Raw genomic sequence first — 13,163 nt, forward strand, 5'->3', positions numbered from 1 at the left:
TGCGGCGGGGTGCGCATGCGCGCCCCTGACGCCGCTTGCCGAACCCCCATCACAGCCATCCTGATACCCAAGGAAGAGCCATGACCGCTCAGGACAAAGCCCGCACTCTGTATGACAAGATCTGGGATGACCACGTCATCCAGCAGGACGACGACGGCACCTGTCTGCTGTATATCGACCGCCATCTGGTGCATGAAGTCACCAGCCCGCAAGCTTTCGAAGGGCTGCGCATGACGGGCCGCAAGGTCCGCGCGCCGGAAAAGACCATCGCCGTGCCGGACCATAACGTGCCGACCAGCGAAGGCCGCGAAAAGCATATCGACAACGAGGAAGGCCGCATTCAAGTCGCGGCGCTGGATACCAATGCGCGGGCAACGGGGGTGCATTACTACCCCATCGACGACATCCGTCAGGGCATCGTGCATATCGTCGGCCCGGAACAGGGCTGGACGCTGCCGGGCATGACGGTGGTCTGCGGCGACAGCCACACCGCGACGCATGGTGCATTCGGTGCGCTGGCGCATGGCATCGGCACGTCCGAGGTGGAGCATGTTCTGGCCACCCAGACGCTGATCCAAAAGAAGTCGAAGAACATGAAGGTCGAGATCACCGGCAGCCTGCCGCCCGGTGTCACGGCCAAGGACATCACCCTGACGGTGATCGGGCTGACCGGCACGGCGGGCGGCACGGGCCATGTGATCGAATATTGCGGGCAGGCGATCCGCGAGTTGTCGATGGAAGGCCGCATGACCGTCTGCAACATGGCGATCGAGGGCGGCGCGCGCGCGGGCCTGATCGCACCGGACGAGACGACCTTCGACTATTGCAAGACCCGCCCGAACGCGCCCAAGGGCGAGCAGTGGGATGCCGCAGTCGCCTATTGGAAGACCCTGTTCACCGACGAGGGCGCGCATTTCGACAAGGTCATCACCATCCGCGCCGAAGACATCGCGCCGGTCGTGACCTGGGGCACCTCGCCCGAGGATGTGCTGCCGATCACCGGCGTCGTTCCCTCGCCCGAGGAGTTCAAGGGCGGCAAGATCGACGCCGCCCGCCGCTCGCTGGAATACATGGGGCTGCAGCCGGGGCAAAAGCTGGACGAGATCGAGATCAACACGGTATTCATCGGCTCCTGCACCAATGGCCGGATCGAGGACCTGCGCGCCGCCGCCGACATCCTGCGCGGTCGCAAGGTCAAGGACGGCATCCGCGCGATGGTCGTGCCGGGATCGGGCCTCGTGCGCAAGCAGGCCGAGGATGAGGGCATCGCGCAGGTCTTCATCGACGCGGGCTTCGAATGGCGTCTGGCCGGATGCTCGATGTGCCTTGGCATGAACGACGACCAGCTGAGCCCCGGGGACCGCTGCGCCGCGACGTCGAACCGCAACTTCGAGGGGCGGCAGGGGCGCGGCGGGCGCACGCATCTGCTCTCGCCCGCGATGGCGGCGGCGGCGGCGGTGACGGGGCGGCTGACCGATGTGCGCACGCTCATGGCGGAGCCGGTCTGATGGAAAAGGCTGCCGGTATGCCCGGCAGCCCCATCGGTTCAGCAGCGGCGACGCAGCAGGCCAAGCCCGCCAAGACCGGCCAGCAACAGCGGCAGCGCGGCGGGCAGCGGTACCGGGGCGGGGCCCGGATCGACCGGCGGGATCACGACCTGTCCGGCCTGACCGAAGGCGACGTTGTCGATGTTGAAGCCTGCGGGTTCCGATCCGACCAGATCGAGGAAGACGCCTGCGATCTCGGCAATGCCGGTGGCCGAGGCGAGGCCGAGGAATTCGATCCCCGTGCCCTCGTTCTTTACGGTGCCCAGCAGGGTGCCATCACGGCCGAACGCGGTGATCCCGGTCGAACCCACGCCGTCGAAGAAGCCGCCCTCGAAGCCGACGGCCAATTGGTCCACGCTGAACAGCAGCGCGATCGGCCCGTTGAACTGGGGCGAGCCGCTGAGCGTGGGCGAGGTCGGGAAAGCGCCGTCGGTGGTGATGAAGGTGTCGGGCGAATCCGCATCCAGCGTCAGCGTGCCGGTGGGCGACCCCTTGATGCAGGCCGTCGGGGCCGAGCCGGGGCAATCGACGCCCGGCTGGGTGCTGAGCGATTGGCCGACGAAGTAGCCGCCGGTGGTCACGACCGGCGCGCCCGCGCCGCCGCCGTAATCGGACGGGTTGTAGGTCGGGTTCGCCGTTCCGATCGAGAATTCCGAGAAGGTTATCAGTCCGGCAGAGGGCAGGAATTGTTCGGCGTTGACACGCACGACCGCGGCAGAGGCCGAAAGGCCGACACCGGCGGCCCCAGCAAATGCAAGCGCGCCGAGCGCACGGCTCAGATGACGTTTCATTTGGGTTGTTCCCTCGGTAAAGGTTGCAATCATTCCGAAAACAGCCGCCCGGGATCGGGGCGGCGCGACAAAGCGTCGCGCATGAAAGCTACCACCGGCCCCCGAGTCGGTAAACATTTCGTTAACTCAACCGCCGCGCATCGCGCGGAGAAGCGCTAGGAACATCCGCGATGGACAAATTCACCAAGCTGACCGGAATTGCCGCTCCCATGCCGCTGGTCAACATCGACACAGACATGATCATCCCCAAGCAGTTCCTGAAGACGATCCAGCGTTCGGGTCTGGGCAAGAACCTGTTCGACGAATTGCGCTATGACGCGGCGGGCAACGAGAACCCGGATTTCGTGCTGAATCAGCCCGCCTATCGCGCGTCCGAGATCATCGTGGCGGGCGACAATTTCGGCTGTGGATCGTCGCGCGAACATGCGCCTTGGGCTCTTCTGGACTTCGGCATCCGCTGCGTGATCTCCACCAGCTTTGCCGACATCTTCTATAACAACTGCTTCAAGAACGGCATCCTGCCCATCGTGATGCCGCAGGAGGTGGTCGATGTGCTGATGGACGACGCCCGCCGCGGATCGAACGCTCGCATCACGGTGGATCTGGAGGAGATGAAGGTCGTCACCTCGGACGGGCAGGAATTTCCGTTCACGCTGGACCCGTTCCGCCGTCACTGCCTGCTGAACGGTCTGGATGATATCGGCCTGACGATGGAGAAATCCTCGGCCATCGACGGGTTCGAGGCGAAGATGGAAACCGCGCGGCCCTGGATTTAATGCTTCGTTAACCGTATTGCCCCATCCCCGTCGCACCTGCGGCGGGGATTTTTCATGCGCTTCATCCTGATCCTTTTGCTGTTGTCCCAGCCCGCATTCGCGGAAATTCGGGTAGCGACGTGGAATGCGGGCCTGTCGCGCAAGGGGCCGGGGCTGCTTCTGCGCGACATCCAGAAGGGCGAGCCGGAGGTGGAGGCCGCCCGTGCCACCATCGCCGCGCTGGATGCGGATGTGCTGCTGCTGACGAATGTGGATTACGATCTGGACCTTGTGGCGCTGCGGGCGCTGGACCTCGGCTATCCCCACCTGTTCGCGCGGAGGCCCAATACGGGGATGCAGACGGGGCGCGACATGGATGGCGACGGGCGCATCGGCGGGCCACGCGATGGCCAAGGCTATGGCTGGTTTTCGGGGCAGGGCGGGATGGCGGTGCTGTCGCGCTTTCCCCTTGGCGAGGGGCGGGACTTTTCGGCCTTCCTGTGGCGCGATCTGCCGGGGGCGCTTCTGCCGGGGGACGACATCCAGCGCCTGTCCACCACCGGCCATTGGGAGGTGCCAATCGAAACGCCAGACGGCATCCTGACCCTGCTGGCCTTCCACGCGACCCCGCCGGTGTTCGAGCCGCGCAACGCCCCCCGCAACCATGACGAAACCGCGTTCTGGACCGCGCTGATCGACGATCGCTTGCCCTTTGCTCCGCCTGCGCCGCCCTTCGTGATCCTTGGCGATGCCAATGCCGACCCGGATCGGGGCGATGGCATCCCGGAGGCGATCCGCGCGCTGCTGGCGCATCCGAAGGTGCAGGATCTGCATTCCGGGCCGACCGCGACATTCGAGGTGGGGGCGCTGCGGGTCGATTACGTCCTGCCGTCCAGCGATCTGGATGTAGCGGCAGCAGGGATGGGCGAGGGCGGCGGCACCCACCGCCCGGTCTGGATCGACCTGCGCTAGTTATCCTCGACCCGGAAGCCGTCCGGGATCGCGTCGCGCCCCTCCAGCACCAGATCGGCCATGACCTTCGCGACCATCGGGGCCATGCCGAAGCCGATCTTGAAGCCGCCATTGGCGACGAACCCGTCCTTCCACGCCCCCAGAACCGGAGCGCGGGATTTCGCGCGGGGGCGCAGGCCCGCCCAACGCTCGACCACTTCGGCATGGGCCAGAACCGGCAGCGCCGCCACCGCGCGGGCGTGCAGCGCGTCGCATTGCGCGTCGGTGGTCAGATCGTCGGTGTCCCGTTCGGTCGTCGATCCTATGGCGACGGTGCCATCCGCATGGGGCACGACATGCAGCCCATCGACGAAGATCTGCGGCAGATCGCGCGCCTCGTGCCGCAGGCTCAGCGCCTGTCCCTTGATGCCGGTGCCGATACCCATCTCGCGCAGGCCCGCGACCCCGGTGGCGTGGATCGTGGGCGCAACGGCATCGGTATGCGCCACGATCGCGCCACCCTTGGCCCGGATCGCCGCTGCCAACGCTGCCAGCGCCATGCGCGGATGGATGCGTGCGGTCAGCGTGTCTTCGATCAGCCAGCCGGTGGGCGCTGCCGGGAACCAGCCGCGCCGCGCGGGCACCAGCCGCCATTCCGCCAGCCCCCGCCAAAGATCGCGGGCCGAGCCCGCCCGCGCCCGCGCCAGATCCAGCGCCGCATCATCCGCCACGGGTTGCAGCCGCCCCGTTCGGGCATAGCCGGGATCGGCCCCGCCCGCCGCCTGAGCGCCCGCCCAGAACTCCGCGGCGATCAGCAGGCTCTCCAGCTGAAACGCCTTCTTCGCGTTCCAGTTCTCCGGCACATGAGGGGCCATGGCGCCGACGATCCCGCCCGAGGCGCCCGCGCCGATGCCGTTCGGGTCCACGACCAGCACCCCCGCGCCGCGCCGCGCGGCCTCCCACGCGATGGACAGGCCGAAGATGCCTGCCCCGTTGATGATGATGTCTGGTCCGCTCATCCCCCCGCCATATCGCGGCGTGGTTGCGCTTTCCAGCCTGCGGGCGCATGGAATGAGGGGAACGGAGGTGCGGCATGGCGGAACTTGAATGGCGGGACGGCGGGATTCCGGTCTCCACCCGGTTCGACGATCCCTACTTCTCGCTGAACGGCGGGCTGGAGGAGACGCGGCATGTCTTCCTGCGCGGCAACGGGTTGCCCGAACGGCTGCGCGGCGGGTTCCATGTGGCGGAACTGGGCTTCGGCACCGGGCTGAACATGCTGGCACTGCTGATCGCCTCGAACGGTGTGCCGGTGCGATTCACCTCGTTCGAGGCGTTTCCGATGGATGCCGCCCAGATCGTCCGCGCCCTTGCCGCCTTTCCCGAGGCGGAAGCCGTCGCCGCGCCGTTCCTTGCGGCGTGGGCGGCAGGCCGGACGCGGTTCAGCCTCGGCGCGATGGAGGTGGAGGTGATCGTGGGCGACGCGCGCGAGACGCTGCCTGCATGGCAGGGCCGGGCGGATGCGTGGTTCCTCGACGGGTTCTCGCCCGCCAAGAACCCCGAGCTTTGGGGCGAGGAGATGATGGCCGCCGTCGCCGCCCATACCGCGCCCGGTGGCAGCTTTGCCACATATACCGCTGCCGGCCATGTGCGGCGGGCCTTGCAGTCGGCAGGGTTTGCGGTCACACGCTTGCCGGGATATGGGGGGAAAAGACATATGTCGGCCGGAAGGCTGGCATCCCCAGGTGCAGCATGACCCAGCAGAATACCCGCCTCGGTATCCTTTTCATGATCGCCGCCACGCTCGTCTTCACGGCGCAGGATGCGCTGTCGCGGATGCTGGGGGCGCATAACAACGTCTTCGTCGTGGTGATGATCCGATACTGGTTCTTCGCCGCCTTCGTCATCGCGCTGGCGCTTCGGTCTTCGGGCGGGCTGCGCGGGGTGCTGCGCAGCCGGTATCCGGTGCTGCAATCCCTGCGCGGGCTGCTTCTGGTGGCCGAGATCTGCGTAATGGTCATCGCCTTCGTGAAGCTGGGCCTGATCGCGACCCATGCGGTGTTTGCCTGCTATCCGCTGCTGGTTTCGGCCCTTTCGGGTCCGGTCCTGGGGGAAACGGTGGGCTGGCGGCGCTGGACGGCGGTGGCGATCGGCTTCGTCGGGGTCATCATCATCCTGAACCCGGGCGCGGGGGTGCTGTCCTTCTGGTCGCTGGTGCCGTTGGCGGCGGCGGCGATGTTCGCGATCTATGGTCTGCTGACCCGCTATGTTGCGCGGGGGGACGGGCCCGCGGTCAGCTTCTTCTGGGCGGGCACGGTGGGGGCCGTGGCGATCACCATCGTCGGGCTGATTTCGTGGCAACCGCTGCGGCCCGAGGATTGGCCGCTGATGGCGACGCTGTGCTGCACCGGGGTTCTGGGCCATTGGTGCCTGATCCGGTCCTTCGACGCGGCCGAGGCGAGCGCGGTGCAGCCCTTCTCGTTCCTTCAGATCCTTTGGGCGACCGGGGTGGGCGTGTTCTTCTTCCACGAAGAGCTGCACCTGAACATTCTGGTCGGTGCGGGCGTCGTCATCGCGGCGGGGCTGTTCACGCTGTGGCGCGCCAAGGTCAAGGGCGAGGTTACCCCCGCAGCTCCGCGGTGACGCGGACGGGGATCGAAACTCCGGCCAGCTTGGCGCGATAGATCACCAGCGATTCGACGACCCGCATCACATAGGTGCGGGTTTCGCCGAACGGGATATCCTCGACCCAGTCCACCACATCGACGCCAGGATCGCGCGGATCGCCGAACTGCGTCACCCAACCCCGCGGACGCCCCGGCCCGGCGTTGTAGCCCGAGGCGACCAGTGCGACAGAAGGCCCGAACTCCTCGATCAACTGTGCGAGGTATGCGGTGCCCATACGGACGTTATAGGCGGGGTCCGACAGGCGCGAGGCCGCATAGTCGGTGCCCAGCTTGGTCGCCATCAGCTTGGCGGTGCCCGGCATCACCTGCATCAGCCCGCGCGCCCCGGCGGGGCTCACGACGACCGGGTTGAATTCGGATTCGCGGCGGCTGATCGCCAGCGCCAGCGCGCGGGTCACGGGCAGATCGTCCGGCACCATCGCTGGCACGGGGTAATAGGCACGGGGCAGGATGATCCCGCGCTCTGCCGCCTGTTTGCCGATCAAGACGGCGATGTTCGGCTCGTTCATCGCCAGCGCCATGTCGGCAAGCTGGTCCAGCCCGGTGGCATCCTGCGATTCGGCCAGATGCAGGATGAAGCGGCGGCCCTGATCGTAATCGCCCGCGTCTAGCAGCATCTGCGCCGCCTGAAACACGCTGGACTGCGCGAAGCCTGCCTGCCGCCAATCGGCGGGGCGGGCGTCGGACAGCAGCGCGGGGTCGATGCTTTTCCCCAGCCGTTCCGCCGCCAGAAGGCCGTAATAGGCCGAGGAATGCATCGACGCTTCTTCGAACGCGGCCATGGCGGCGTCGAAATTGCCCATCTCCTCCAACGCGCGGCCTTCCCAATACAGCGCGCGGGACAGGCTGATCGGGGTGGATACGCCTTGTCCCAGACGGCGGAAATGGTCCAGCGCCAGTGATGGCTGGTTCAGCCGCCGCAGCGCGATGTGCCCGGCCAGAAACTCCAGATCCGCGAAACTGCCACCCGAGGTCAGGTGATGGCTGGCCGCAAGGCTATAGGCCAGCGTCGGGTCCGCCTCCTCGAACTCGCGCGCAAGATAGGCGCGGCGCGAGGCCCATTCGGCGGGGCGGCCCAGAGATTCGGCGCTGCCGCTGCGGTTCAGCATCAAGGCGGCGGCATCGGCATCGCGGCCCTTGCGGATGCGCCACATGAAGCGTTCATAGGCAAGGCCGGGATCGTCCGACAGCCCCTCCGGGACCGCGGCGATCATGGCATCCACGCCATCGTCGCCCGACCGCAGCGCGATGCGGGCGCGGGCCAGCGCCTGCCACCCAGCGGACAGGCGCGGCACCATGCGCAGCGCCTCGTTCATCTCGCCATCCCAAAGCAGGCGGTCGGTGCGCGCGATGTCGGCCCCGGCCAGCGGCACCGGATACATCTGGCGCAGAATCGCTTCTTCGCCTTCGGTCAGGGCCATGTCGCGCCAGGCGCGGATGGCCTCGGCCTCGGCCTCCGGTGCGCGGTTGGCGGCAAGAAAGGCGCGGGACAGGGCGATGGCCCCTTCGGCGGTCAGCGGAGCCTGCTGCGCGAAATAGGCGATGATGCGCTGGGCGTCGCCCGACCCCGCGATGGCCCCTTCACCCCGGCGGCGCAGAAGGGCGATGCCCGGCCAATCGGGATTGCGGGCAAGGAACGCCTCGTATTCGCCCGCGGTGCCGTTGCCCGCCCGCAACCGCTGCCATTCGACGATGTCGCGCGGAACGCCCGCTTCGGCCCGGCCAAGCGCGGCGGACCAGTCGCGCGCGGCGGCAAGGCGCAGCGCGGCCTTCAGCGCGGTGCCGTCCTGCGCCATGGCGGGAGCGGGGAGCAGCAGGGCAAGGGCGAGGGCAAGGCGGATCATGGCGCGGACTGTGCCAAACCCGCGCCCGCGCGGCAACACACAACGACGACAGCAGCGGCAGGGCAGCTTGGCAAGCCCCGCGCACGCGGATAAGGAGAGCGGATTCGAAACCGGGCCAGTCTGCCCGATCCACAGGAGAAGCGTGTCATGTTCAAAGGGTCCATTCCAGCCCTCGTGACGCCGTTCAAGAACGGCGCCGTGGATCTTGATACGCTGAAGAAGCTGGTGGATTGGCACGTGGCCGAAGGATCGTCGGGCATCGTTCCCGTCGGCACCACCGGCGAAACCCCGGTGCTGAGCCACGAGGAACACCAGCTCGTGGTGGCGAAAACCGTCGAATTCGCTGCTGGCCGCATCCCGGTCATCGCAGGCGCAGGGTCGAACAACACGGCCGAGGGGATCGGACTGATCCAACATGCCGAGGCCGTGGGCGCCGATGCCGCGCTGGTCGTGACCCCCTATTACAACAAGCCGACGCAGGCGGGGATGATCGCGCATTTCAAGGCGATCCACGATTCGTGCAACCTGCCGATCATCATCTATAACATTCCGGGCCGTTCGGTCGTGGACATGACGCCGGAAACGATGGGCGCTCTGGCCAAGCTGCCGCGCATCGTCGGCGTCAAGGACGCGACCGGCAAGCTGGAACGGGTGAGCCAGCAGCGCATCACCTGCGGCGCGGATTTCATCCAGCTTTCGGGCGAGGATGCGACGGCGCTGGGCTTCAACGCCCATGGCGGCATCGGCTGCATTTCCGTGACCGCCAACGTCGCCCCCCGTCTGTGCGCCGAGTTTCAGGCGGCGACGCTGTCGGGTGACTATGCCAAGGCATTGGAATATCAGGACCGTCTGATGCCGCTGCACGAGGCGATCTTCATCGAGCCGGGTCTGGTCAGCGCGAAATACGGCCTGTCGCGGCTTGGCCTGTGCTCGGAGGAGGTGCGCCTGCCGCTGGTCGGGCTGACCGACAATGCCAAGGCGCGGATGGACGCTGCGATGCGTCACGCGGGCCTGATCAACTAGGCGCCTCTGGACTAAGGGCGCGGCGTCACCTATCTGGGCCAGATCATGGCCCAGAAATCCGACCCCAACAGCAAGCTCATCGCAGAAAACCGCCGCGCGCGGTTCGATTACGCCATCGAGGACGATATCGAGGCGGGGATCATCCTGCTCGGGTCCGAGGTGAAGTCTCTGCGGCAGGGTGGATCGAACATCGGCGAAAGCTATGCCTCGGTCGAAAATGGCGAGCTGTGGCTGATCAACGGCTATATCGCGCCTTATCTTCAGGCCAAGACCTGGGGGCACGAGGAACGCCGCCGCCGCAAGCTGCTGGTGTCGCGCAAGGAGTTGTCGCGCCTGTGGTCCGCCACCGCGCGCGAAGGGATGACGCTGGTGCCGCTGCGGATGTATTTCAACGACCGCGGCATGGTGAAGGTCGCCATCGGTATCGCCAAAGGCAAGAAGCTGGCCGACAAGCGCGAGACGTCGGCCAAGCGTGACTGGAACCGCCAGAAACAGCGGCTGCTGAAACAGAACGCTTAATCTCTTTGTGATTTTACAGGCCGGGCGCATGCTTACCCTGCGGCACAACGCCGTATGAGGGAGTATGTGATGGAACTGTTGATCCAACTGATCGCAGGCGCGCTGGGCGGCACCGCTGCCGGGGGTGCTGCGAAGAACATCAGCCTCGGTCCCGTCCTGAACGCGGTCGTCGGGTTGATCGGCGGCGGTGTCGGCGGGCAAATTCTTGCGGCGCTGCTTGGGGGCACGGCGGGGGTCGATCCGGCGACGACGGGTGCAGCCGCCGATGCGGTCGCGGGTGGCGGTCTCGATTTCGGTAGCATTATCGCCTCGGTCCTGTCGGGCGGCGTCAGCGGCGGTGTGCTGACGGCGATCGTCGGCGCGATCCGCCGGTCTATGGCCAAATGATCGATCCGCCGCAGCCTTGAACGTGGGGCTGCGGCGGGCTATCGAATTGCGGCGAGCGCGCGCCGCATGCGGAATATCCTCCTGCCGCGGGCGTCGTCGCATCGCCATGGTGGAGGGAGCCGAGATGCTGACCGAACTGAAGCCGCAACCTGCGGACAAGATCCTGCAACTGATCCAGATGTATAAGGACGACCCGCGCGAGGTGAAGATCGACCTCGGTGTGGGCGTTTACAAGGATGCGACCGGGCTGACCCCGGTGATGCGCGCCGTGAAGGCGGCCGAGAAGAAGCTGTGGGAAGCCGAGACGACCAAGGCCTATACCGGGCTTGCGGGCGAGCCTGCCTATCTTTCGGCGCTGACGAGGCTGATCCTTGGCGATGCAGTCCCGGCCGAGAAGGTCGCCGCCATCGCGACCCCCGGCGGCACGGGCGCGATCCGTCAGGCGCTGGAGCTGGTCAAGATGGCATCGCCCAATGCGACGGTGTGGATTTCCAACCCGACCTGGCCGAACCACCCTTCGATCATCAAGTTCCTTGGCATTGCGATGCAGGAATACCGCTATTTCGACGCGGAAACCGGCGGGGTCGATTTCGACGGGATGCTGGCCGATCTGGACCGCGTGAAACCCGGCGACGTGGTTCTGCTGCACGGCTGCTGCCACAACCCGACCGGCGCCAACCTGAACTTGGTGCAATGGCGCGAAGTCGTGGCGCTGTTGAAGGCCAAGCAGGCAGTCGCTTTCGTCGACATCGCCTATCAGGGCTTCGGTGACGGGCTGGATGCGGATGCCGAGGCGACGCGGCTGGTGGCACGCGAATTGCCCGAGGTGCTGATCGCGGCCTCCTGTTCGAAGAACTTCGGCATCTATCGCGAGCGGACGGGCATCCTGATCGCCATCGGCTCGGCCGACCGGACGGTGACGCAGGGGAACCTCGCCTTCCTGAACCGGCAGAACTATTCCTTCCCGCCGGATCACGGTGCGCGGCTGGTGACGATGATCCTTGAGGATGACGCCCTGCGCGCCGATTGGAAGGCCGAGCTGGAGGAGGTCCGCTTGAACATGCTGACCTTGCGTCAGGCACTGGCGGATGCGCTGCGCGATGCGACCGGGTCGGACCGTTTCGGCTTCGTGGCCGAGCATCGGGGGATGTTCTCGCGTCTGGGCCTGTCGCCGGATCAGGTCGAGAAACTTCGGGCGGATCACGGGATCTATATGGTGGGGGACAGCCGCATCAACATCGCGGGGCTGAACGCGCAGACCGTGCCGGTTCTGGCCAAGGCCGTGGCAGCGGTTCTGTAATGCAAAGGGCGCCCCGAGGGGCGCCCTTTCGTTTTCAGGTGTGGTAGGCGCTTTCGCCATGGCTGGTGGTGTCCAGCCCCTCGCGTTCCTGATCGGTGGAGACGCGCAGACCGACGATCGCATCCACCAGCTTGAACAGGATGAACGAGACGACCCCGCACCAGACGATGGTGATCAGGACCGCAAGGATCTGTGTCCAAAGCTGGCCGCCCATGGTCACACCCTCGGGGAAGCCTGCGCCGCCGAGGCCGGGGGCTGCGAAGATGCCGGTGCCGATCGCGCCGACGATGCCGCCGATGCCGTGGATGCCGAACACGTCGAGGCTGTCGTCATAACCCAGCTTCGGCTTCACGACGGCGACGAAGTAGTAGCAGATGACCGAAGCCACGGCGCCCAGAACGATCGCGCCCATCGGGCCGACCCAGCCGGCGGCGGGGGTGACGGCGACCAGACCGCAGATCATGCCCGACACTGCGCCCAGCATGGATGCCTTGCCGCGTGCCATGCCTTCCACGATGGCCCATGCCAGAACGCCGGCAGCCGTCGCGGTGAAGGTGTTGATCATCGCCAGACCCGCGCCTGCACCAGCCGAGAGGGCCGAGCCCGCGTTGAAGCCGAACCAGCCGACGAACAGCATCGAAGCCCCGACCATGGTCAGCGTCATCGAATGCGGAGCCATGTTGTCCTTGCCGTAGCCGACGCGCTTGCCGACGACGATGGAGCCGACCAGCGCCGCGATGCCCGCGTTGATGTGAACCACGGTGCCGCCTGCGAAGTCATAGGCTTCCCAGCCGAAGAACAGACCGTTTGCGTCCCAGGCCATATGCGCCACCGGGAAATAGACGATGGTGACCCACAGGAACACGAACAGCAGCACGGCCGAGAATTTGATCCGTTCGGCAAAGCCGCCGATGATCAGCGCCGAGGTGATGCAGGCGAAGGTCATCTGGAACGACAGGAAGACGTATTCCGGGATGGTTCCCGATTCCGAATCCGCCGTCACGCCCGAAAGGAACAGTTTGGCGAAACCGCCGAAATAGGCGCTCTCCGACCCGCCGAAGGCGAAGGAATAGCCATAGACGACCCAGATGATCATGACCAACGCGGCGATGACGGTGGTCTGCATCAGGATCGACAGCATGTTCTTGGTGCGGACCAGACCGCCATAGAACAGCGCGACGCCCGGCAGGATCATGAACAGCACCAGCACGGTGGACATCAGCATCCATGCCGTATCGCCGCTGTCGATGTTGGACACCACCTCGGCCTCTTGTGCCAGCGCGGGCAGGGCGGCCAGCGCCCCAAGCGCCGACAGGCCCGCGGTCTGCAAAAGTTTCTTCATTGTCCCAATTCCCCCTG

Annotated in this window: 13 protein-coding genes; 9 read left to right on the top strand and 4 right to left on the bottom strand. The window is 66.4% G+C overall.

From position 1 onward, the window contains the following. The first annotated feature begins 80 nt into the window (after positions 1 to 80). Positions 81 to 1,508: a 3-isopropylmalate dehydratase large subunit gene (gene leuC, locus E2K76_RS05655; protein WP_136683295.1), complete on the top strand. Its 1,428-nt coding sequence runs from the start codon at positions 81 to 83 to the stop codon at positions 1,506 to 1,508. A gap of 38 nt (positions 1,509 to 1,546) precedes the next feature. Here leuC and E2K76_RS05660 read toward each other — a convergent pair whose 3' ends face one another. Continuing rightward, positions 1,547 to 2,338: a VPLPA-CTERM sorting domain-containing protein gene (locus tag E2K76_RS05660; protein WP_136683296.1), complete on the bottom strand. Its 792-nt coding sequence runs from the start codon at positions 2,336 to 2,338 to the stop codon at positions 1,547 to 1,549. Positions 2,339 to 2,508: 170 nt separating this feature from the next. Between E2K76_RS05660 and leuD the strand changes: the two genes are divergently transcribed. Next, on the top strand, positions 2,509 to 3,114 hold the full coding sequence (gene leuD / locus E2K76_RS05665; RefSeq protein WP_136683297.1) for a 3-isopropylmalate dehydratase small subunit: 606 nt from the start codon (positions 2,509 to 2,511) through the stop codon (positions 3,112 to 3,114). 54 nt (positions 3,115 to 3,168) lie between these two features. Further along, positions 3,169 to 4,065 (top strand): endonuclease/exonuclease/phosphatase family protein, encoded by an 897-nt coding sequence (locus tag E2K76_RS05670; protein WP_136683298.1) that lies wholly within the window; start codon positions 3,169 to 3,171, stop codon positions 4,063 to 4,065. Here the strand turns inward: E2K76_RS05670 and E2K76_RS05675 are convergent. Next, on the bottom strand, positions 4,062 to 5,063 hold the full coding sequence (locus E2K76_RS05675) for an NAD(P)/FAD-dependent oxidoreductase (RefSeq protein ID WP_136683299.1): 1,002 nt from the start codon (positions 5,061 to 5,063) through the stop codon (positions 4,062 to 4,064). The genes E2K76_RS05670 and E2K76_RS05675 overlap by 4 nt on opposite strands. 74 nt (positions 5,064 to 5,137) lie before the next feature. Between E2K76_RS05675 and mnmD the strand changes: the two genes are divergently transcribed. After that, the gene (gene mnmD / locus E2K76_RS05680) at positions 5,138 to 5,800 is read left to right on the top strand and encodes a tRNA (5-methylaminomethyl-2-thiouridine)(34)-methyltransferase MnmD (RefSeq protein ID WP_136683300.1); all 663 of its coding nucleotides are present in this window, start codon (positions 5,138 to 5,140) and stop codon (positions 5,798 to 5,800) included. Further along, positions 5,797 to 6,687, top strand: a complete 891-nt coding sequence (locus E2K76_RS05685) for a DMT family transporter (protein ID WP_136683301.1) — start codon at positions 5,797 to 5,799, stop codon at positions 6,685 to 6,687. Before mnmD ends, E2K76_RS05685 begins: the two co-directional genes overlap by 4 nt. Here the strand turns inward: E2K76_RS05685 and E2K76_RS05690 are convergent. Beyond that, complete coding sequence (locus E2K76_RS05690) at positions 6,665 to 8,575, bottom strand: lytic transglycosylase domain-containing protein (RefSeq protein WP_136683302.1); 1,911 nt, start codon at positions 8,573 to 8,575, stop codon at positions 6,665 to 6,667. The genes E2K76_RS05685 and E2K76_RS05690 overlap by 23 nt on opposite strands. Positions 8,576 to 8,722: 147 nt before the next feature. Between E2K76_RS05690 and dapA the strand changes: the two genes are divergently transcribed. From dapA to E2K76_RS05710, 4 genes are all read left to right on the top strand, one after another. Beyond that, on the top strand, positions 8,723 to 9,598 hold the full coding sequence (gene dapA / locus E2K76_RS05695; protein WP_136683303.1) for a 4-hydroxy-tetrahydrodipicolinate synthase: 876 nt from the start codon (positions 8,723 to 8,725) through the stop codon (positions 9,596 to 9,598). Between the two features lie 45 nt (positions 9,599 to 9,643). Then, complete coding sequence (gene smpB, locus E2K76_RS05700; RefSeq protein WP_136683304.1) at positions 9,644 to 10,117, top strand: SsrA-binding protein SmpB; 474 nt, start codon at positions 9,644 to 9,646, stop codon at positions 10,115 to 10,117. 69 nt (positions 10,118 to 10,186) lie between these two features. Then, the gene (locus E2K76_RS05705; protein ID WP_136683305.1) at positions 10,187 to 10,504 is read left to right on the top strand and encodes a hypothetical protein; all 318 of its coding nucleotides are present in this window, start codon (positions 10,187 to 10,189) and stop codon (positions 10,502 to 10,504) included. 124 nt (positions 10,505 to 10,628) lie between these two features. After that, on the top strand, positions 10,629 to 11,804 hold the full coding sequence (locus tag E2K76_RS05710) for an amino acid aminotransferase (RefSeq protein WP_136683306.1): 1,176 nt from the start codon (positions 10,629 to 10,631) through the stop codon (positions 11,802 to 11,804). 34 nt (positions 11,805 to 11,838) lie between these two features. Here E2K76_RS05710 and E2K76_RS05715 read toward each other — a convergent pair whose 3' ends face one another. Then, positions 11,839 to 13,146 carry an ammonium transporter gene (locus E2K76_RS05715; RefSeq protein WP_136683307.1) on the bottom strand — a complete coding sequence of 436 codons (1,308 nt, stop codon included), beginning with the start codon at positions 13,144 to 13,146 and terminating at the stop codon, positions 11,839 to 11,841. Positions 13,147 to 13,163: the final 17 nt, after the last annotated feature.

This window comes from Falsirhodobacter xinxiangensis (genome assembly GCF_004959935.1).
Classification (GTDB): domain Bacteria; phylum Pseudomonadota; class Alphaproteobacteria; order Rhodobacterales; family Rhodobacteraceae; genus Falsirhodobacter; species Falsirhodobacter xinxiangensis.